18 protein-coding genes and 1 pseudogene are annotated in these 20318 nt (G+C 39.7%); 12 read left to right on the forward strand and 7 right to left on the reverse strand.

Translation table 11 applies throughout. The features are described 5' to 3' along the window. Window positions 1–231: 231 nt before the first annotated feature. The gene (locus tag EAL49_RS00355) at window positions 232–1929 is read right to left on the reverse strand and encodes a DUF262 domain-containing protein (protein WP_120828109.1); all 1698 of its coding nucleotides are present in this window, start codon (window positions 1927–1929) and stop codon (window positions 232–234) included. Window positions 1930–2085: 156 nt separating this feature from the next. Here EAL49_RS00355 and EAL49_RS00360 point away from each other — a divergent pair, with 156 nt between their 5' ends. Then, a complete protein-coding gene (locus tag EAL49_RS00360) occupies window positions 2086–2619 on the forward strand; it encodes a TIGR00645 family protein (RefSeq protein WP_000890459.1) in 534 nt (177 codons plus the stop codon). A 5-nt stretch (window positions 2620–2624) separates the two neighbouring features. Here the strand turns inward: EAL49_RS00360 and clsC are convergent, their stop codons facing one another. The 4 genes from clsC to EAL49_RS00380 are packed head-to-tail and all read right to left on the reverse strand — an operon-like array spanning window position 2625 to window position 7806. Then, complete coding sequence (clsC, locus tag EAL49_RS00365; protein ID WP_038417211.1) at window positions 2625–4133, reverse strand: cardiolipin synthase ClsC; 1509 nt, start codon at window positions 4131–4133, stop codon at window positions 2625–2627. Between the two features lie 21 nt (window positions 4134–4154). Then, window positions 4155–4892, reverse strand: a complete 738-nt coding sequence (locus EAL49_RS00370; protein ID WP_045004000.1) for a fumarate reductase iron-sulfur subunit — start codon at window positions 4890–4892, stop codon at window positions 4155–4157. Beyond that, the gene (locus EAL49_RS00375; RefSeq protein ID WP_120828111.1) at window positions 4885–7029 is read right to left on the reverse strand and encodes a fumarate reductase flavoprotein subunit; all 2145 of its coding nucleotides are present in this window, start codon (window positions 7027–7029) and stop codon (window positions 4885–4887) included. Before EAL49_RS00375 ends, EAL49_RS00370 begins: the two co-directional genes overlap by 8 nt. A gap of 9 nt (window positions 7030–7038) precedes the next feature. Continuing rightward, window positions 7039–7806 carry a fumarate reductase cytochrome b subunit gene (locus EAL49_RS00380; protein WP_001183642.1) on the reverse strand — a complete coding sequence of 256 codons (768 nt, stop codon included), beginning with the start codon at window positions 7804–7806 and terminating at the stop codon, window positions 7039–7041. 212 nt (window positions 7807–8018) lie between these two features. Between EAL49_RS00380 and EAL49_RS00385 the strand changes: the two genes are divergently transcribed. The 10 genes from EAL49_RS00385 (at window position 8019) to EAL49_RS00430 (ending at window position 15254) form a co-directional block, all read left to right on the forward strand. Further along, complete coding sequence (locus tag EAL49_RS00385; RefSeq protein ID WP_120828113.1) at window positions 8019–8723, forward strand: triose-phosphate isomerase; 705 nt, start codon at window positions 8019–8021, stop codon at window positions 8721–8723. 9 nt (window positions 8724–8732) lie between these two features. Then, window positions 8733–9560 carry an enoyl-ACP reductase FabI gene (fabI, locus tag EAL49_RS00390; RefSeq protein WP_120828114.1) on the forward strand — a complete coding sequence of 276 codons (828 nt, stop codon included), beginning with the start codon at window positions 8733–8735 and terminating at the stop codon, window positions 9558–9560. 9 nt (window positions 9561–9569) lie between these two features. Continuing rightward, the gene (gene lpxD, locus EAL49_RS00395) at window positions 9570–10580 is read left to right on the forward strand and encodes a UDP-3-O-(3-hydroxymyristoyl)glucosamine N-acyltransferase (protein WP_120828116.1); all 1011 of its coding nucleotides are present in this window, start codon (window positions 9570–9572) and stop codon (window positions 10578–10580) included. Between the two features lie 65 nt (window positions 10581–10645). Continuing rightward, a complete protein-coding gene (metK, locus tag EAL49_RS00400) occupies window positions 10646–11803 on the forward strand; it encodes a methionine adenosyltransferase (RefSeq protein WP_000655161.1) in 1158 nt (385 codons plus the stop codon). A 66-nt stretch (window positions 11804–11869) separates the two neighbouring features. Next, entirely contained in the window at window positions 11870–12283 is a 414-nt protein-coding gene (ndk, locus tag EAL49_RS00405; RefSeq protein WP_000813724.1) for a nucleoside-diphosphate kinase, read from the forward strand. A 25-nt stretch (window positions 12284–12308) separates the two neighbouring features. Continuing rightward, on the forward strand, window positions 12309–12665 hold the full coding sequence (locus EAL49_RS00410; protein WP_120828118.1) for a DUF177 domain-containing protein: 357 nt from the start codon (window positions 12309–12311) through the stop codon (window positions 12663–12665). A gap of 15 nt (window positions 12666–12680) precedes the next feature. Continuing rightward, complete coding sequence (rpmF, locus tag EAL49_RS00415; protein WP_000290431.1) at window positions 12681–12827, forward strand: 50S ribosomal protein L32; 147 nt, start codon at window positions 12681–12683, stop codon at window positions 12825–12827. A gap of 66 nt (window positions 12828–12893) precedes the next feature. Beyond that, window positions 12894–13913, forward strand: a complete 1020-nt coding sequence (gene plsX / locus EAL49_RS00420; protein WP_162973069.1) for a phosphate acyltransferase PlsX — start codon at window positions 12894–12896, stop codon at window positions 13911–13913. Between the two features lie 24 nt (window positions 13914–13937). Further along, window positions 13938–14930 carry a ketoacyl-ACP synthase III gene (locus EAL49_RS00425; RefSeq protein ID WP_000397738.1) on the forward strand — a complete coding sequence of 331 codons (993 nt, stop codon included), beginning with the start codon at window positions 13938–13940 and terminating at the stop codon, window positions 14928–14930. A gap of 21 nt (window positions 14931–14951) precedes the next feature. Next, window positions 14952–15254: a hypothetical protein gene (locus tag EAL49_RS00430; protein WP_120828122.1), complete on the forward strand. Its 303-nt coding sequence runs from the start codon at window positions 14952–14954 to the stop codon at window positions 15252–15254. Between the two features lie 288 nt (window positions 15255–15542). Here the strand turns inward: EAL49_RS00430 and EAL49_RS00435 are convergent, their stop codons facing one another. After that, on the reverse strand, window positions 15543–15926 hold the full coding sequence (locus tag EAL49_RS00435; RefSeq protein ID WP_120828124.1) for a hypothetical protein: 384 nt from the start codon (window positions 15924–15926) through the stop codon (window positions 15543–15545). 15 nt (window positions 15927–15941) lie between these two features. Then, a pseudogene (locus EAL49_RS08390) lies at window positions 15942–19112 on the reverse strand (AAA family ATPase). Between EAL49_RS08390 and EAL49_RS00450 the strand changes: the two are divergent. After that, a complete protein-coding gene (locus EAL49_RS00450) occupies window positions 19077–20315 on the forward strand; it encodes an Mrp/NBP35 family ATP-binding protein (protein WP_120828126.1) in 1239 nt (412 codons plus the stop codon). The pseudogene EAL49_RS08390 and the gene EAL49_RS00450 overlap by 36 nt on opposite strands. The last annotated feature ends 3 nt before the right edge of the window (window positions 20316–20318 follow it).

The following is a 20318-nucleotide window of genomic DNA, read 5'->3' on the forward strand; positions in this document are numbered from 1 at the left end:
CAGATAATTCTTGCGTTTGAATTCAGCCTTAAAGAGCATTTATTCGTTAAAAGTATTTGTTTGTTGTTTGAAAACTACGGAGCGTTTAAATCTTATGAAATTATTGTTTGTTGTTTGATAACCCCTAACCCTCCAAAGAAGAGATCGGTTTGGAACTAGCTTTATGGGTGCGATGGTGGGGCTAGAAGCAAGAGAGCAAGCGCGATCACGCTCTTTTAAGCTTCACTCTCTTTAGTGGGTGGCGAAATCCTTAAAAAAGGTGTCAATCAGCCATTCTCGCATTTCATCATTCCTTTTTATTAAGACCTTTTTGTTGAAATCTTTTGCATTAAAGCGCCTGTTGAAAGGGACCTCACTACTTTTGTAGATTTCATCTTTTTCATACAGATCCTTATCGCTTGCATTACGATTGAGCGGACTTTCTAAGGAGATGAGGTTGCCGTATGTGTCAATGTAGTTTTCAAGATCTTTCTTGTCTTCAAAACCAAGTTTTTGGATCTCAATTTCATTATCCAATTCTAATAAATTGATGGGGATGATGTGCTCTTTTTCTTGGGAGAATTGCTTCCCAGGGATCAATTTTTTGAGATCGGCAAGACCCATCTCCTGGCAGTTCTTTTCAAAGAAGACATAGTGGAAGCATGATAAGTTGGATGCGTTGTTTACAAGCTTCAAAGAAGCCAGCCCTATATCATTTCTGCATTGAGCAATCATCTCGCTCTTCAATCCCTCTTTGCCCTTTTTAAGATACGCATTAATCAGGTTGTAGGCCGTTGCTTTCATATCTTTAGTAGCTTTGGAAAACATAGTATCGGTTTTGGCAAAGAGTTTCAGCGTTTCATCGTCTAGTTCGTTGTTGATTTTCAGGCGGATGAGCGAATTGAAAAAAAGCGGGTTGATCGTGTTGATGAGCATGACCTTAAGGGTGGTTGGGTTAGTGTCAATCTCGCTCAATAGATCAAGGAAAGCCTGATAGAAATTTTTCAAATCGCTGACATAGGATTGGATGAAACTTTTCAATTTGCTTTTTTTGATTTCTTTTAGTTCATCTTTGAGTTTCTCGTAGGTGTCTTCTGTGCTTGTTGCGTAGTGCCCTAAAAACTCGATTCCATCAAATCTTTGGCTCCCTGCGTGGTAGCGGAAGATATCGCCTTCATCAAAGCCTCCAACGCTGGAGATATGGTCGCTCTTTTTGATCTTGGCAAAGATCTTAAAGATCTCCCCAAAATAATCATTGATAAATTGGTCTAGCCCCCTTTTCCCATCGCAAAAAGTGTTGGAGTAATAGATGAGAAGGGATTTTAGTTTGTCCAGCAAGAGGAGAGGCACGCCTCTGTCATTCACGCTTTGAAAGGTTCTGATGGCTCTCCCAGGATCGGGCTCTTCAAACCGCATCAAAACCATTTCCAACAGCGCCTCCAAACGCTCATTCGCTTCTTCTTTATTTAACTCGCTGACCTTATCCAAGATAGTCTTCAAAACTTCAAAAAGATTTTGCTTACCCTCGGTGTCTGCATCTTTTTTGCAATGGCTGATATTCCCCTTTTCTGCCGCTTCCAAGAGCGTTTTGAAGAAGCTTTGGTTTTGAGGGGTGACTTCTAATTTTAATTCCCCCTTTTGGTATAGATATTTTCTTGTCTCTTGCTTGTCTTTCTCGTTTTGTTTGTTCGCCAAGACATGCAAGAGCATGAAGATGGTAGTCGTTCGCTGCTGGCCGTCAATGATGTCATACAATTTTTTGTTGTCTTCATTCTTAGCGACAACCATGGTGCCTATAAAATGCCCCTGACCCTTTTTGTTGTATTCTATCGCTTCTTCTCGATCTTCCCATAAATCTTTAAAATTCTTTTCTTTCCAAGCGTAATCCCTTTGATAATTAGGAATGCTGTATCCACTCTCTAAAAAGACATCTTTTAGGGTGGTTTTCATTCACTTCTCCTTTGTTGCATGCAGTAGTCAAATTTATACCATAAATACCATAAGAATGATCTGAGGTTTCACTCCATCAAGGCGTTCTGTTAGCCACTTGGGGCGTTTTATTAGCTATAATCAAGGCTTCAAAAAGCCATAATTAAAAGAGTTGAGATGCTAGAAAAATTGATTGAAAGAGTGTTGTTTGCCACTCGTTGGTTGCTAGCCCCTTTATGCATTGCCATGTCGTTAGTGTTGGTGGTTTTAGGCTATGTGTTCATGAAAGAGTTGTGGCACATGCTAAGCCACCTAAACACGATCAGCGAAACGGATTTGGTTTTATCAGCCTTAGGTTTAGTGGATTTGTTATTTATGGCCGGGCTTGTTTTGATGGTGCTGCTCGCCAGTTATGAAAGCTTTGTTTCTAAATTAGACAAGGTAGATGCCAGCGAAATCACTTGGCTAAAGCACACGGATTTTAACGCTTTAAAATTAAAGGTTTCACTCTCCATTGTAGCCATTTCGGCGATTTTCTTGCTCAAACGCTACATGAGTTTAGAAGATGTTTTATCCAGTATCCCTAAGGACACGCCCCTATCGCATAACCCCATTTTTTGGCAAGTGGTGATCCATTTGGTGTTTGTGTGTTCAGCGCTTTTAGCCGCTGTTACCAATAATATCGCTTTTTCGCAAAATAAAGGGCATTAAAAGTTTTAAAGCTCTCTTTCAGGAAGGACTTTAGACCATTCTTTAATCAAGCGCAAAAAGAAGGAAGTGTCAGGCGAAGTTTTTTCATGGATTAAAATGCCTTCTTCCACCGCTTCCCAAATCACTCTATGCCGATACACCACCAAATGCCATGCTTGTTGGGCATGATCTTTAAGCGACAAACGCACCCTTTTAGCAAAAGACGGGTTGTCAAACAAAACCGCGCTTTCAGTGTTGATGTATGCAGAGCGCGGATCAATATTAAAACTCCCTAGAAGCGTTAAATTGTCATCAAAAACAATCGTCTTGCCGTGTAAGGAATGTTTGGTGCTAAAGCGCCCTTTAATCTGGCGGTTGAAAAAATCGTTTCGTATTTCATAGACATTCGCGCCCATTCGCACTAATTGGTTGCGATACCTTTCCCATGCCCCATAGACCACTATCGCATCAGTAGATGAAAGGGAATTGGTAAGGATGTTCAATTCAATCCCCTTAGAAATTTGATTTTTAAAGATTTTCATCATCTTTTTGCCTGGAATAAAATACGATGAAGCGATAAAAACGGAGTCTTTAGCGTTTTTAAGGGCTTTCTCAAAAGCGATTTTGATGGGCGAATACAAGGGCGTGTCAATTTTTTTGGGTGAATCGGCTAAAAAAATGGCATTCCCATAATAAATGGGGTATTGGTATTTTTGGAAACGATCTATAAAATCATTGACTTTTTTTTCAAACTGGTTTTTGTCTTCAGCGCTGATAGGGATTTTTTCATGGAGTTTGGCGATTTCTTTAGCGTTGTTTTTGAGTCTTTTATGGGTTCTTAGTAATGAAACAGGAATGGAGCGGTGGAACCTCCAATAGCGTTCAAAGCTTTCTTTGGCCTTTGAAGCAACCCCCCCAAAAAACAAAGCGTCTAAATCTAAAAAATTCGTGTCTAAATCGTTATCAAAATAATTGTCCCCAATATTGCGCCCTCCTATAATGACAGCGAAATTATCCACGATGAAAAGCTTGTTGTGCATGCGTTTTTTAATGCGCTCATAATCCGCAAGCATTTCAAAATAGCGCAAGCCTTTATTGCGGATATAGTAGGGGTTAAAGATTTTCACTTCAATGTTTTTATGGAAATTTAAGAGCATAATATCTGAAAAATCTGAATCCAATCCGTTATCATCTAAAAGGATGCGCACTTTCACCCCACGATTGGCCGCATTTAAAAGTTCTTTAGCGATCACTTGAGAAGAAAGATCGTTTTTATAAATATAAGTTTGCATGTCAATGCTTTTTTGGCTCATCCTGATAAGACCCACTCTATGCAATAAGGCGTCAAAGCCGTCTTCTAAAAGAATGGCTGCACTATGGTTAGGGTTTTCTTTTAAATTTTTGGCGTACAAACTCCCAATGGTGGTAGTGTAGGGATTATAAGAGATAGGGGGGCTTGAAATGGGAGTCTTATAGACTAACCCAAAACACCCATTAAAAAAAAAGACGCTTAAAAAAACTAAAAAGATTTTCAAAAACGACCCACTAAAAAGAAATTAGCGGCTTTTACCCACTTTCAACATTCGGTTGCGCAAAGTAGCGATACTGCTTTGCAAGGGTAATTCTTTAGGGCAAGTGTCATGGCAAGCAATCAAGCTCATGCACCCAAAAACGCCATCATCATCGCCGACTAATTCATAAAAATCGTCATCGCTTCTTTCATCGTGGCTGTCAATCATGAAACGCATGGCTCTGTTCATGCCAGCAGCTCCAATGAAATTAGGGCGCATGAGTTTAGTCCCACAAGAAGCGATACAGCACCCGCATTCAATGCATCTGTCTAGTTCAAAGACTTCTTGGGCTTCATCAGGCTCAATCCTTTTTTCCGGTCTAGTAATATCCACTTCTTCTTTAGAATGCGCCCAACTCTCCACCCTTTTAGTCATATCCAAAAACCAATCGCCCGTATTCACGCTCAAATCTTTAATGAGCGTAAAACTGGGCATGGGCATCAGCGTGATCACCCCGCTTTCAAAGCTAGAAGTTAGAGTTTTACAAGCCAGTCTCGGTCTCCCATTAACCATCATCGCACAAGAGCCGCAAATCCCAGCACGGCACACAAAATCAAAACTCAAATCCGGATCTTGATGCTCTCTAATGAGGTTTAAAGCGATAAAGAGCGTCATGGATGGCGTTTCTTTCAATTGATACTCTTTAAAATGCGGCTTACTCACCGCACTTTGAGGGTCAAATTTTAACACTCTAATTACAATCGTTCGTTCATTATCACTCATGGTGTTCTCCTTTTAAATTAGCGTTGTGTTGGTCTAATAAATCATGGACATTGAAAGAATACAAATGTTCCCCCCTAGCCCTGACTTCTTCATCTTCTAAACGCATGTTCCTGGCTTTGTATTTTTCTTGCAATTCAAAAGGCATGAGCGCGTGTTGGACTTCTATTCTGTCTTTTCCAAGCTTTTCTAGTTCTAAAATCGTTTTCAAAATCTCAGCGTCGCGCTCTTCTTTTTTGGGGTGAGGAATGAAATTGCCCTTTTTGCCATAGCCCCTAAAATCAGGGCTGATTTCCATTTTCATCACATCTAATTCTTCGTATTCAATCGTGGGCATGTCTTGCTCAGTGCTAGGCCAGCTCGCTAAAGTCCGATTGAGCCATTTTTCATCGTCTCTTTTAGGGTAGTCAATCCTTGTGTGAGCCCCTCTGCTTTCAGTGCGCAGTAACGCTCCTTGAGTGATACAAAGCGCGAGTTTGAGCATTTTTTTGGTGCGGTAAGCGTCTTCTAATTCAGGGTTATTGTGCAAAACCTTGTTTTTCACGCAAATGTTTTTGGAGCGTGCATAAAGCTCTTGCAATTCTTTAAGGGCTTCTTCTAGCCTTTTGCCTTCTCTAAAAACGCCCACTTTTTCATCCATGACTTCTTTCATGCGTTCTCTGATTTCATATACATCTTCTTTGCCTTCATTATGCAATAAAAAGTGCATATAATCTTGGCTTTCTTTAATGAAGGCTTCAACCTTTTGCGTGTTGATTTCAATTTGCGCTTCCAAACAATGCGACGCGAAATAATCCCCAATGATCATGCCAGCGACCACCGCTTCACTCACAGAATTTCCCCCCAAGCGGTTAAACCCATGCAAATCCCAACATGCCGCTTCACCTGCGCAAAACAAGCCTTTTAAATGGGTTTCGCCTTTAGGGTTTGTCCTAACCCCACCCATAGAATAGTGTTGCATGGGCTTTATGGGGATCCAGCCTTTTTGCTTAGCCATCGCTTGCCCGTATTCAGGCTCATTTGTGGGCATTCCTTGCATGTTGTCTTTGGTTTGCTCTTCGCTATCGGCCGGATCAATTCCTGCAAAAGTCATGGCAATATCGCGCACATCCCTTAAATTTTTTTCCACATGGTTACGCCCTAAAATAGCAATATCCAACCACACATGATCCCCATAGGGCGATTTGGCTCCATAGCCTTTTTGGATATGCTCTAAAATCCGCCTTGAGACCACATCCCTACTCGCAAGCTCTTTTTTCTCTGGCTCATAAGCGGGCATGAAGCGTCTGCCAAACTTGTCTCTTAAAACGCCACCATCGCCCCTGCAACCTTCAGTCATTAAAATCCCGCTTGGCACTAAAGCGGTAGGGTGGAATTGCACCGCTTCCATGTTGCCTAATTTAGCCACACCGGTTTCTAACGCGCTTGCAGCCCCGGCTCCATCGCAAATCACGGCGTTAGTGGTGTGTTTATACACGCGCCCATAACCTCCGGTAGCTAAAAGCGTGCCTTTAGAAACATACGCTGAAATTTCGCCTGTGATCAAATCCCTTACCACCGCCCCATAACATTTATTATCATGATGAATGAAAGCGAGCATGTCCTTTCTGTCTTGAATATCCACCTTGTGGTGTAAGGCTTCATTAGCGACCGCATAAAGCATGGTATGCCCTGTGGCATCAGCCGTAAAGCATGTGCGCCATTTTTTAGTGCCGCCAAAATCACGGCTTAAGATATAGCCATGCCTATCGTCTCTTTCGGTAATCGTAACATGCTCACCATTGACGACCGCAGGCCTTTCGCCCTTTTTAATCCTAGTCCAAGGCACCCCCCAACTGGCCAATTCCCTAATGGCTTTAGGGGCAGTGGTTACAAACATTCTGGCCACTTGCTGATCACACCCCCAATCGCTCCCCTTAACCGTGTCTAAAAAGTGCAAATCTTCATTATCGCCCTCGCTTTTTTTAGCGTTCGCAAGGCTCGCTTGCATGCCCCCTTGAGCGGCCGCAGAGTGCGAACGCCTGACAGGCACTAGGCTTAAAACGATGGTGTTTAAACCCTTTTGTTTGCATGCGATACTAGCCCTTAACCCGGCCAATCCGCCTCCAATAATTAGCGCATCACAATATGTTATTTTCATTTTCTACCCTTATTCTTTGTGGAATTTCCCATCAGCTTCTATGGCTTCTTGCATGGTTTTAATGCCATTATCCTTATTTTCTAAACCTTTTTTAATGTAAGCCCCATAGGTGCAAAGCCCTAAAACAATAAAAAACACGCTCATCGCCCATTTGACTTTTCTCAAGCCTTGAATGCTCACGTTCTTAAACCACCCCCATTTAATCGCTAAGCGATACAACCCAATAGAGCCATGCAATTCTACGGCAAACAATAAGAAAATATACAAAAGCCAAAAGTTTTGCGTGACAAAACGATAGCTTGAGCCATGAGGCCCGATACTTTCAGGCTCTGTGAGCATGACAAATAGGTGGATACTCGCTAAGAAAAACATCGCAAACCCGGTTAAGGCTTGAATAAACCACAAACTCGTATCGCCATGTTTCATCAAATGCTTATGGGTTTTAAAAACCTTGTATTGCCTGTAATTGATAGGGAATTTCCTTAACGCCAAGAAAGCATGCGCGACTAAAATAAGAATAACTCCTGCTGCAACCACGCTCACAATAGCCGGCTCGCCCGCTTTTAAAAACAAGCTCCCTTCAAAAAATTTCGCCACTTTATACATGGCTTCATCGCTAATCAAGATGCTTGAGACCAAAAACATGTGTGCTATCATAAAGAGCGCTAAAATCAAGCCCGTAGCGCTCTGTAAAAAATCCAGCTTGGCATAAATACCGCTCTTTTTAAGCCCTTTGCTAGCGCCATAATAACCCTCTATAATCTCTTCTTGTTGCATAAAAACTGCTCCTAAAAACTCAAAATTAACCTAAAATCGCTTGACGCAAAAACACTGCCTTAATTTTACTACATTTGAAATAATTTTTCTTATAAACAAAACCTAAATTGAGAAAAAATTCAATTCAAGGGGGCTATTGTTTAAAATTTACATTTTTTAAACGCTATTAGATATAATAAGGGATAGACCACCTATAAAATAAGGATCGTTCAATGACAAAAATTGCCATGGCTAATTTTAAATCCGCTATGCCTATTTTTAAAAGCCATGCGTATTTAAGAGAATTAGAAAAAACTTTAAAACCGCAGCATTTTGACAGGGTGTTTGTATTCCCTGATTTTTTGGGGTTATTGCCTAATTCGTTTTTGCATTTCACTTTAGGAGCGCAAAACGCTTACCCTAAGGATTTGGGGGCTTTTACCGGTGAAATCACTTCAAAGCATTTAGAAGAACTCAAAATCCACACGCTTTTAATAGGGCATAGCGAGAGGCGAACGCTTTTAAAGGAAAGCCCTAGCTTTTTGAAAGAAAAGTTTGATTTTTTTAAAGGTAAAAATTTTAAAATTATTTATTGTATTGGCGAAGATTTAACGACCAGAGAAAAGGGTTTTAAGGCTGTAAAGGAATTTTTAAGCGAGCAATTAGAAAATATTGATCTTGATTATTCCAATTTGATTGTGGCGTATGAGCCTATTTGGGCGATTGGCACCAAAAAGAGTGCTTCTTTAGAAGATATTTACCTCACGCATGGTTTTTTAAAGCAAATCTTAAATCAAAAAACGCCCCTATTGTATGGGGGGAGCGTGAACACACAAAACGCTAAAGAAATTTTAGGGATTGATAGCGTGGATGGCTTATTGATCGGGAGCGCGTCTTGGGAATTAGAAAATTTTAAAACAATCATTTCATTTTTATAAAGGAAAATCATGGGATTTTTAAAAGGTAAAAAAGGGCTTATTGTAGGGGTGGCAAACAATAAATCCATCGCTTATGGGATCGCTCAATCTTGCTTCAATCAAGGAGCTACTTTGGCTTTCACTTATTTGAATGAGAGCTTAGAAAAGCGCGTGAGACCTATCGCGCAGGAATTGAATAGCCCCTATGTGTATGAATTGGATGTGAGCAAAGAAGAGCATTTCAAGCCGCTATACAATAGCGTTAAAAAGGATTTAGGCTCATTGGATTTTATCGTTCATAGCGTGGCCTTTGCCCCTAAAGAGGCTTTAGAAGGGAGCTTGTTAGAAACTTCTAAAAGCGCGTTTAATACCGCTATGGAAATTTCTGTTTATTCTTTAATAGAGCTGACAAACACTCTAAAACCTTTATTAAATAATGGGGCGTCTGTTTTGACTTTAAGCTATTTAGGCAGCACCAAATACATGGCGCATTACAATGTGATGGGGTTGGCTAAAGCGGCCCTAGAGAGCGCGGTGCGTTATTTAGCGGTGGATTTAGGCAAACATCATATAAGGGTGAATGCCCTATCGGCTGGGCCTATCAGGACGCTCGCTTCTAGCGGGATCGCTGATTTTAGGATGATTTTAAAATGGAATGAAATCAACGCCCCTTTAAGAAAAAATGTGAGTTTAGAAGAAGTGGGCAATGCCGGGATGTATTTGCTTTCTAGCTTGTCTAGTGGCGTGAGTGGGGAAGTGCATTTTGTGGACGCTGGCTATCATGTTATGGGCATGGGGGCTGTGGAAGAAAAAGATAATAAAGCTACGCTATTGTGGGATTTGCATAAAGAACAATAAGGGGTATTGATGAAATTAAGCGAATTGTTAAGTGCCTATTCTATTGAAACGGAATTTTCAAACGATTTTGAAGTGCATGCCTTAGCGGAATTGGATAAGGCCACGCCTAATGATATTAGCTATATTGACCAAGCGCGTTACCTTAAACTTTTAAAAGATTCAAATGCCGGGGCGGTGTTTATCCGTAAAAAAGAATCTTCTAAAGTGCCAAAACGCATGCAAGCTTTAGTCGTGGATAACCCGCATTTAGCCTTTGCCAAAGCTTCGCATGCCTTTAAAATCCCTTTTTTTAAAAACCCAGAAAGCGTGAATGAACCTAAACATTTTGAAAAAGTAACGATCATGCCTAATGTGATGATTGGAGAGGGCGTAGAAATTGGCGAAAACTCTTTGATTTATCCGGGCGTGGTGATCGCTGATGGGGTCAAAATCGGTAAAAATTGCGTTTTGTATCCTCGTGTTACTTTGTATCAAAACACGATTTTAGAAGACAATGTTACTATCCATGCAGGCAGTGTGATCGGAGGCGATGGCTTTGGTTATGCGCACACCGCTTTAGGAGAGCATGTCAAAATTGAGCATGTGGGGATTGTTAGGATTCAAAAAAATGTAGAAATTGGAGCTAACACAGCGATTGATAGGGCGGTGTTTGGTGAGACTTTGATTAAAGAGGGCGTTAAGATTGATAACCTGGTTCAAATCGGGCATAATTGCGTTTTAGGCGAGCACAGCATCGTCGTTTCTCAAGTGGGCTTGAGCGGCTCTACAACCACAGGCCGTAATGTGGTTTTTGGTGGTCAAGTGGGCATTGGGGGGCATTTGCATGTGGGTGAGTTCACTCAAATTGGGGGTAAAAGCGCAGTGGGTAAAGACTTGCCCCCTAACACTAATTTTGCCGGAGCGATCCCTGCTATGGAAATCCATGAATGGCACCATTTCCTGGCTCATTTAAGAACGAATTTCAGGAAACAGCAAAAAACGAGTTTGTTGCAAAAAGCTAAAGGGTTTTTTAAGTCTTAAAGAATGAAATAAAGCTATAATAAGCCCATTTTGAATACGAATGATTATTTTAATAAGGACAATCAATGAAAGATAGTTTTCTTTTCACTTCTGAATCAGTAACCGAGGGGCATCCTGATAAAATGGCTGATCAAATCAGCGATGCGGTTTTAGATTACATTATTGAGCGCGATCAAAAAGCCAAAGTCGCATGCGAGACTTTAGTTTCTAACGGGTTTTGCATGATCACTGGCGAGTTAAAAACTTCTGTTTATGCCCCTATGCAAGAGATTGCAAGAGAAGTGGTTAAAAAGATTGGCTATACAGACGCTCTTTATGGCTTTGACTATAGAAGCGCGGCGGTTTTGAATGGCGTTGGCGAGCAAAGCCCTGATATTAATCAAGGCGTGGATAGAGAAGATGGCGAGATTGGGGCAGGGGATCAAGGGCTTATGTTTGGTTATGCGTGCAAGGAGACTGAAACGCTCATGCCCTTACCCATTCATTTAGCGCACCAGCTCACTTTCGCTCTGGCTCAAAAAAGAAAAGACAACACTCTGCCTTTTTTAAGGCCTGATGGCAAGTCTCAAGTGAGCGTGCGTTATGAAAACAACAAGCCTGTAAGCATTGATACGATTGTCATTTCCACCCAACATTCCCCAGAAGTTTCGCAAAAACATTTAAAAGAGGCCGTGATTGAAGAGATCGTGTATAAGGTTTTACCCAAAGAATATTTGCATGACAATATCAAGTTTTTTGTCAATCCTACAGGAAAATTCGTTATCGGTGGGCCGCAAGGCGATGCGGGTTTGACGGGCAGAAAAATCATCGTGGATACTTATGGGGGGAGTTGTCCGCATGGCGGGGGAGCGTTTAGCGGGAAAGACCCCAGTAAAGTGGATAGGAGTGCGGCTTATGCGGCCCGCTATGTGGCTAAAAATTTGGTAGCGAGTGGGGTTTGCGATAAAGCGACCGTGCAGCTTGCTTATGCGATTGGGGTGATAGAGCCAGTGTCTATCTATGTGAACACGCATAACACGAGCAAGTATTCAAGCACGGAGTTGGAAAAATGCGTGAAAGCGGTTTTCAAACTCACGCCAAAAGGCATTATTGAAAGCTTGGATTTATTAAGACCCATTTATTCGCTCACTTCAGCTTATGGGCATTTTGGGCGCGAATTAGAGGAATTCACTTGGGAAAAAACCAACAAAGCTGAGGAGATTAAAGCGTTCTTTAAGCGTTAAAAAAATACTTTAAGGGTAATATTTTAAAAAATTTTTGTATAATCAACAATTCACAAGGAGTTTAAATTGAAACAAAGAACGCTGTCTATTATTAAGCCTGATGCACTTAAGAAAAAAGTGGTAGGTAAAATCATTGATCGCTTTGAGAGTAACGGCTTGGAAGTGATTGCTATGAAACGCTTGCATTTGAGCGTTAAAGACGCTGAAAAATTTTATGCGATCCACAGAGAGAGACCCTTTTTTAAAGATTTGATAGAATTTATGGTCAGTGGTCCGGTGGTGGTTATGGTTTTAGAGGGCGAAGATGCGGTGGCTAAAAACAGAGATCTTATGGGAGCGACTGATCCCAAACTCGCTCAAAAAGGCACTATCAGAGCGGATTTTGCTGAAAGCATTGACGCTAATGCGGTGCATGGGAGCGATAGCTTGGAAAACGCGCACAATGAAATCGCTTTCTTTTTTGCCGCTAGAGATCTTTAAGATTTAAGGGCGTTTTAAGTTAAGCATGCAATTTGAAATGCGTAAAATCGCTTTTAATGCGCCTAAAGCGTTTTCTTTAGAGCATGAGGGAGTGGTTTTAGAGGGCGAAGTTGTGCGGGTGGGGGCGAAAATGTTCCGCTTGGAAGCACACCTTAAGGGTGAATTGATGCTTATTTGCGATACAAGCGGTAAAGAGTTTAAAAAAAACCTTGATGAGTCGTTGGTTTTGCATATTTCAGACGGGTTGTGGGATACGCAAAGCCAAAGTTTGGATTTTGATAATTTAGATGTTATTGAATCTTTCAATGGTTTTATTGATTTGAGCGAAATTTTACGCTCCGAAGTGGAGTCTATTAAATTAGACTACCATTATGCAGATTGAAATGAAGGAGAATTTATGGCAGTACCTGATAGAAGAGTGAGTAAGACAAGAGCGGCAAAAAGGCGCACGCATTATAGCGTTAAATTGGCTAAACCTGTGAAAGCCAAAGATGGCACTTGGAAGCTTCCACACCATATTAACAAATTTACTAAAGAATACTAATATAAAAGCTATCTTTAGTGATAGAAAGTATTTAAAGGATTGCAACAAGCCTTTTAAGGACGCATGATGAAAATTGTAATAGACTTAATGGGGGCTGACCATGGGGTTTTACCCATTATTGAGGGAGTCTCAAGGGCTTTAGAAAATAAGAGTTTTAGTGCGGTTTTAGTGGGGGATAAAGACAAAGCGACCCCTTTTATTTCTAAAGAGTTAGCCAGCAAAGTGGAAATGATCCACACGCAAGATTATATTAAAATGGAAGAAGCCGCCACTGAGGCGATCAAGCGTAAGGAATCTTCCATTTACTTGGGTATGGATATTTTGAAAAATGGGGCTGACACTTTGATTTCAGCGGGGCATAGCGGAGCGACTATGGGTTTAGCGACCTTGCGTTTAGGGCGCATCAAGGGGGTTGAAAGGCCTGCTATTTGCACTTTAATGCCCAGCGTTGGCAAACGCCCTAGCGTGCTGTTAGACGCAGGAGCGAACACGGATTGCAAGCCTGAATATTTGATTGATTTTGCTCTTATGGGGTATGAATACGCTAAAAGCGTGTTGCATTATGATAGCCCTAAGGTGGGTCTTTTGAGTAATGGCGAAGAAGATATTAAAGGGAACATGCTCGTTAAAGAAACGCATAAAATGCTGAAAGCTTACGACTTCTTTTATGGCAATGTGGAGGGGAGCGATATTTTCAAAGGGGTTGTGGATGTGGTGGTTTGCGATGGCTTTATGGGGAATGTGGTCTTAAAGACAACAGAAGGGGTCGCTAGCGCGATAGGCTCTATTTTTAAAGATGAAATTAAAAGCTCTTTTAAATCTAAAATGGGGGCTTTGATGCTTAAGAATGCGTTTGGTATTTTAAAACAAAAAACCGATTACGCTGAATATGGGGGAGCACCGCTTTTGGGCGTGAATAAAAGCGTGATCATTAGCCATGGCAAGAGTAACGCTAGAGCGGTTGAATGCGCGATTTATCAGGCTATTAGTGCTGTTGAAAGTCAGGTTTGTTTGAGGATTACTCAAGCGTTTGAGAGCTTGAAGCCTAGCGTTTCTGCACATCAAAGTGATCAGCAAGACGCTTAAAGATGACTATGTTAAGGGGATTGAATGGAATTTTACGCTTCTCTTAAATCCATTGCTATGCATGCTCCAAGCGAATGCATAAAGAATGCAGCGTTTCAAGAATTTTTGGATACCAGCGATGAATGGATAGAAAAAAGGACCGGTATCAAAGAACGCCGTTTCGCTAGCGCTGGAGAAAAAAGCAGTGATTTAGGGGTAATAGCGGCTAAACAAGCCATAGAAAGGGCGCATTTAACCCCGCAAGACATTGATTTAGTGGTTGTAGCGACTTTAAGCCCTGATTTTTTAGCCATGCCTTCAACCGCTTGCGTGTTGAGTGCAAAACTGGGCATTGAAAACAAACCGGCGTTTGATATTTCAGCCGCTTGCACGGGTTTTATTTACCTTTTGTCAGTGGCTAAAGCTTATGTGGAAAGCGGGATATATGAAAATGTGCTGGTTGTGGGGGCGGAAAAAACGAGCAGCGTGTTGGATTTTAAGGATAGGGGGACTTGCATTTTATTTGGCGATGGGGCCGGGGCGTGCGTGATAGGCAGAACCAAGCATTTAAAAGAAAGCATTTTAGATGTGCAAATTTCAGCGAACGGGAATTTTTCTAATTACCTCTACACGCCAAGGACTCTCAAACCCACGCCCTTTAACGCTAAAGAAGAGGATTCAAATCCTTTTTTGTGCATGAAAGGCAATGAAGTGTTTAAGCTAGCGGTAAAAACGCTTTTAAAAGATGTGGAAATGATTTTAGAAAAAAACGCCCTCAAACCTGAAGACGTGCGTTTGTTTATCCCGCATCAAGCTAATTTGAGGATCATTCAAGCGGTGCGAGAGCATTTGGATTTTAAAGATGAGCAAGTGGTTTTGACCGTGCATAAATACGGCAACACTTCAGCAGCGAGTATCCCTATGGCCATGTGCGAAGCTTATGAAGAAGGGCGTTTGAAAAAAGGCGATTTGATGCTTTTAGACGCTTTTGGTGGGGGATTGACTTGGGGTTCAGCGTTAGTGTATTTTGGGGGATAAAAAGGATTAAAAGGAGTATTGATGAAAAAGATGATTTTTTTATTTTTAATGGTGTTGGGGGGCTTAAAGTCGCAAAGCACTTATTGCAGCGATTTTTGCGAAGGCACTCCAGAGAGTCGTATCCCTCCTATGGGGTTTCATTTCAGTTTTGTGCATTCAGTAAAATATTACTTGCAAGACCCACAAGAGCGCGATCATAAGCTTAAAAAATGCCATGAAGCCTTTGACTCTACGCTTAAGGTTAATTTTATTACGAAGTCTTTTAAAAAGGATTGCAAGCATGCGCAAATGGCTTTAGAGCAAGCTCAACAAAAGGCTCCATGAGAGGTTTTGGTCGCTTTGTGGCAAAACTCTTTTTAAATTTTATCCCACTAGCACGAAAAACTCTGTCCTTTAGGGTGCAAGATGTAAGCACATAGCCGTTAGGCTAAAAGAGATTAAAATACCACTAGTCTTTTTAAGGTAGGAAATATCCATTCAGACTTTAAAGAACAAAGCCTTTCGTGTTAGCATTTAATGGAATGTTTTAGTTAGGAAGCTCCTTTCTTTAGAAAGGGGTGCTCTCACGAAGTGATCTAGCTAGAAAGCCCCTTGTTTGAGGAAAGGGCGGTTTTATTGGGAAAACTTGTGGTAATACTCGCCCTTGTCCGTGATGATTTTAACTTCTAACAATTGGTTAGGCTTGCAATCCAAGCGGTAAAATATCTGTTGCGAATACTTTAATTCATGATCAAAGAGTTTTTCTTTTTTAAACTTATCACCCAATTTGGGTTCTACTTTTTTAGTCGCTTCGCATGAATTTCCCCTATTGACAATAAGATTTTTAATCACCACCGGTTCGTCGTTCATGGAAGTGATGCTTAAAAGACTAGAATCCGTCATCTTCCCCATGAGTTTCCCCCCAGTCGCGCGGTAATCCAGCTTGAAATCCAAATCCTTTGCCCCCGCATAAACACCGCTTATAACAATCAAGCTCAAACACATCTTTTTAAACATCAAAATCCTTTCACTTTATAATATTTGTGGGGTATTATAATCAAATTTGATATATTCTTTTTTAATCGTTAGGTTATTGCACTCTTTTTTTATCCACTCAAACAATTTTAGAAAATTCTTTTTTGTTTCTTCGCTCATTACATCGTCTTTTTCGCCATACAAAAGCCTTGTTTTGAACGCCATGGCCAATTCCATTTGCTTATTTTTAGCGTATTTTTTTCTATCGTTTGCGCTGAAACAATCTTCAATTTGTTTGAAATGCCTATCGCAGTCTGAGAGTTGTAAAATTCTGATAGGATCATGCATTTCTTCATTAGCTTTTTTGAATTGTTCGCTTTTTGCTCTTTATGGGGTCAGAGTTGTCTTTTCTGTCATCATCTGTCAAAACAATGGGGTTGTTGTCTAACTCGCAGAGTTTTTGAATGGTTTCTTTCATCTCGTTTGGATTGTTTTTAAGCCCTGAAATGGGAAAGAAAGTGAAATGAATAGGGTCGTCTTTGTATTGTGGATTATGCTTATTGAAATACAATTTGAAAGCGCTCAAATAACAATAATCCGTGATGCCTTCTACAAAGATGATTCGGTGTTTTTGGGGGTTGTGGAAAACATGCTGACCCACCCCTAAAGAGCGTTTGATTTTATCAAGAGCGTCGGAGTCTTTGCCCGCATTATTTAGGGGATAGTTAAAGTGATTCTTAATTACAGAGTCTTCTGTTTCTTTTTCTACAATCCTTATTTCATCTAAATGATCCGTATCCACTAAAAAGGGGTCATGGGTGGCTAAAACAAAAGTAACATGATTTTTATGAGCGTATTTTTTTAAAAATCTCCTGAATTCCTTTCTGGCTGGCACGCTCAAAGGAGTGGCTGGCTCGTCCATGACATAGATAATATTCTTGTTAAGGCTAAAATGTGATCCCCAATTATAGAGAAAACCAAACATGAAATTAAACGCCCATTGGAAGCCGGTGCTTTGCTGGCTTAAGATAATTGGCTCATTTTGATCGTGGGATTTTCTGCAATCATGAATTTCAAGTTTTATTTCATATGCCGTGTATTCCTTCTCTTCAGAAAGCTTATTATTGTGTCGGACACGAATTTTCAATTGGTAACTATCTTGAGGGCTATCTTGAGCGATCGCTAAAAGCCTGTTAAATTCTTTTGTAATTAAAGAATCTATTTTTAATTGCATGTTGTATTCTAAAATTTCTGCAAGATTTTCTAATATTTCTGTAAAATTTACCTTAAATAAAAGATGGCTTGTGTCTTTTTTAAAAAATTCAAATTGACATACATTATTATTGTATTTGCGTTTTACTTCAATTGGAAAAAGATGTTTTGATTGTCTGATCTCTTTTAGTGATTCTTGGTCTATTTCTTGCAAGTATTTTTCAGGGATATTGAACGATTTTTCAGAATCATAGATTACTAAATCATTATTTTTATCAAACATTATTATTTGTAACGCTTGACCATCTTTTAAAATGCTCCCAAAAAAATTCCAAATTGCATTAGGGTGAAAGTCAATTTTCCTAAACAATGAATTTCTAAAGAACCAATCCCATTGGTCAAATTCAGAAGGGGAAGAATAATCAAAGAGAGTAAATAATGCAGTCTTAAGGTCGTTATCTGTGATTTTTGGCTCTTTGTATTTTTTCATGATTGGCACGAGTTTGTAAGACTTATAAGATAAACCACCGCTTAAAGGGAATTGAACTTTATTTCTTAAGTTTTGAAACGCTGTATAAGGGTTACACTCTCGGCAATATTCTGCGAATTCAGAAACATTTTTGCTTTGTTTGAGTTTTTTCTTATTTATTTCAAATTTGTCCTTGATTTCATCAATATTTTTAGGGAATAAAGGAGTGCCACTCTCATTGTCTAAAATTTTTATACTCTCCCACAGAGATATTCTTGCTGATTCAAGAAAATCATTGTATCTGTATTGTTCGATTTCTGAATTGACTAATAAATCTATCTTTTTCAAATAAAGCTGACACATCATGGATTTAATATCTTTAGACTCATCGCTAACAGCATGACTTGCTATATAATTTTTGCATAGATATTATCCAACAAAACATCATAATTAAACTTTAGCACTTTTTGATTTTTGCAGTCATTTTCAATTTCTCGGATCAATCGCTCTTTTTTTCGCTCAAAATCCTCTCTTGTTTTTTCAAGGTATTTTAAAGAATTTTTAATTTCTTTTTTAAGGCTGATTATATTTGATCGGAATGTTCTAAATTGCTGTTTAAAGTTTTCATTGATAGGGTATTTTTCATCTATTTCTTTAGTAATATCCTTAATTTCAGTTTTTGGTGTGAATCTTGTAAAGTCGGTAGTCTTAAAAATTTCATCTAAACTTTTTAGCTTTTTTAAGATGTCTTCATTTTGTGGTTTGATTTCACCTTCACTAAGTTTTTTAAAATAAGAATAAATTTTTGCTAATTGGTTTTGTTTGTGTTGCCCCATGACAAAAAATTCATCTGTGTTGTATTTTTTATCAGGCGTATTGCGCTTTATGATTTCTTTGATGCACTGACAAAAATTTTTAATCCATTCGCTATTACCGCTTACATGTTTGATTAATTCTTTGAAAAACAGATTGTTGGTTGCGTTGGCATATTCAGTTACAAGCTCGCTCAATTTTAATTTTTCTTTGTAAAAATCTAAAAATGATTCTAATAAATTGTAAGAAGCTATAAGATTTATAAAATTATTAACAAAAGTGCAAATATTTGAATAGTCGTTATTGTTAGTGGGAATATAAACGCTGTTGCTGCATTGTTCGCTTAAAGCTTCTACATGTTTTTCAAAAGGATAGCTGATTAGCGTTTTTGATAATTCCTTTAAATTACAACTGATCTCTTTAGATTGGATTCTCAAATCCACGCAAGAAAAACCTGTGATTTTGTGATCAAGGATTGCTTCTTCTTCTAAACTTAAAAGGGTGTCTTTTTTATGGTTTTTAAAATAATCTTCTTCACTACAAAGTTTAACATCCGCATCATTAAAGATTGTCAAAGCTTCTAAAACATTGCTTTTGCCGACATTATTTTCCCCCACTAAGATCACCAACCCCCCATGTTTTTCAAAACTTGAATTTAAAAGCAATTCTGTGGGCGATTTTCTACCCAAATTCCTAAAATGGTGCAACTTCAAAACACGCTTATAAAATTCCATGCCCTACCCTTTAAAAACGCAAATTTAATTTATAATGCAAAATTAAACAAAACATGCTATAAAGAAAATTCAAATACTATCATTTTAAGGATTAAAATGCTCACCCAAGAAGATGTCTTAAACGCGTTAAAAACGATCATCTACCCTAATTTTGAAAAGGATATTGTCAGCTTTGGTTTTGTCAAAAATATTACTTTGCATGACAATCAATTAGGGCTTTTAATAGAAATCCCCTCAAGTTCTGAAGAAACGAGCACGATTTTAAGGGAAAATATCTCCAAAGCGATGCAAGAAAAAGGCGTGAAAGCTTTAAATTTGGATATTAAAACCCCGCCAAAGCCCCAAGCCCCAAAACCCACCACTAAAAATCTGGCTAAAAATATCAAGCATGTGGTCATGATAAGCTCAGGCAAGGGCGGTGTGGGTAAAAGCACCACCAGCGTGAATTTAAGCATCGCTTTAGCGAATTTAAACCAAAAAGTGGGGTTGTTGGACGCTGATGTGTATGGCCCTAATATCCCTAGAATGATGGGCTTGCAAAACGCTGATGTGATCATGGATCCTAGCGGTAAAAAACTCATTCCTTTAAAAGCTTTTGGCGTTTCTGTGATGAGCATGGGGCTTTTGTATGATGAGGGGCAGAGTCTCATTTGGAGAGGGCCCATGCTTATGCGAGCGATTGAGCAGATGCTAAGCGATATTATTTGGGGGGATTTAGATGTTTTGGTGGTGGATATGCCCCCAGGAACAGGCGATGCGCAGCTCACGCTAGCCCAAGCCGTGCCACTCAGCGCAGGAATCACCGTTACTACGCCTCAAATCGTGAGTTTAGATGACGCTAAACGGAGTTTGGACATGTTTAAGAAACTACACATTCCTATTGCAGGGATTGTGGAAAATATGGGGAGTTTTGTGTGTGAACGTTGCAAGAAAGAGAGTGAGATTTTTGGCTCAAATTCCATGAAAGAATTATTAGAGGCTTATAACACGCAGATTTTAGCCAAGCTCCCTTTAGAGCCTAAAGTGCGTTTAGGGGGGGATAGGGGCGAACCGATTGTGATCTCTCACCCTGATAGCGTGAGCGCTAAGATTTTTGAAAAAATGGCACAAGATTTGAGCGTTTTTTTAGACAAAGTGGAAAAAGAGAAATTAGCCGATAATAAGGACATCCAGCCCACGCAAACGCATGCTTGCTCGCATTAGTTT

Origin of the sequence: Helicobacter pylori (genome assembly GCF_003637665.1) — a bacterium.
GTDB classification, from domain to species: domain Bacteria; phylum Campylobacterota; class Campylobacteria; order Campylobacterales; family Helicobacteraceae; genus Helicobacter; species Helicobacter pylori_CK.

What these genes read in the sequence shown, in the direction of transcription:
- EAL49_RS00355 (WP_120828109.1), bottom strand. Translation starts at nt 1,929, where the DNA reads ATGAAAACCACCCTAAAAGATGTCTTTTTAGAGAGTGGATACAGCATT.
- rpmF (WP_000290431.1), top strand. Translation starts at nt 12,681, where the DNA reads ATGGCAGTACCTGATAGAAGAGTGAGTAAGACAAGAGCGGCAAAAAGG.
- EAL49_RS00410 (WP_120828118.1), top strand. Translation starts at nt 12,309, where the DNA reads ATGCAATTTGAAATGCGTAAAATCGCTTTTAATGCGCCTAAAGCGTTT.
- EAL49_RS00370 (WP_045004000.1), bottom strand. Translation starts at nt 4,892, where the DNA reads ATGAGTGATAATGAACGAACGATTGTAATTAGAGTGTTAAAATTTGAC.
- fabI (WP_120828114.1), top strand. Translation starts at nt 8,733, where the DNA reads ATGGGATTTTTAAAAGGTAAAAAAGGGCTTATTGTAGGGGTGGCAAAC.
- EAL49_RS00435 (WP_120828124.1), bottom strand. Translation starts at nt 15,926, where the DNA reads ATGTTTAAAAAGATGTGTTTGAGCTTGATTGTTATAAGCGGTGTTTAT.
- EAL49_RS00375 (WP_120828111.1), bottom strand. Translation starts at nt 7,029, where the DNA reads ATGAAAATAACATATTGTGATGCGCTAATTATTGGAGGCGGATTGGCC.
- lpxD (WP_120828116.1), top strand. Translation starts at nt 9,570, where the DNA reads ATGAAATTAAGCGAATTGTTAAGTGCCTATTCTATTGAAACGGAATTT.
- EAL49_RS00450 (WP_120828126.1), top strand. Translation starts at nt 19,077, where the DNA reads ATGGTGCAACTTCAAAACACGCTTATAAAATTCCATGCCCTACCCTTT.
- EAL49_RS00425 (WP_000397738.1), top strand. Translation starts at nt 13,938, where the DNA reads ATGGAATTTTACGCTTCTCTTAAATCCATTGCTATGCATGCTCCAAGC.
- EAL49_RS00380 (WP_001183642.1), bottom strand. Translation starts at nt 7,806, where the DNA reads ATGCAACAAGAAGAGATTATAGAGGGTTATTATGGCGCTAGCAAAGGG.
- EAL49_RS00430 (WP_120828122.1), top strand. Translation starts at nt 14,952, where the DNA reads ATGAAAAAGATGATTTTTTTATTTTTAATGGTGTTGGGGGGCTTAAAG.
- EAL49_RS00360 (WP_000890459.1), top strand. Translation starts at nt 2,086, where the DNA reads ATGCTAGAAAAATTGATTGAAAGAGTGTTGTTTGCCACTCGTTGGTTG.
- EAL49_RS00385 (WP_120828113.1), top strand. Translation starts at nt 8,019, where the DNA reads ATGACAAAAATTGCCATGGCTAATTTTAAATCCGCTATGCCTATTTTT.
- plsX (WP_162973069.1), top strand. Translation starts at nt 12,894, where the DNA reads ATGAAAATTGTAATAGACTTAATGGGGGCTGACCATGGGGTTTTACCC.
- metK (WP_000655161.1), top strand. Translation starts at nt 10,646, where the DNA reads ATGAAAGATAGTTTTCTTTTCACTTCTGAATCAGTAACCGAGGGGCAT.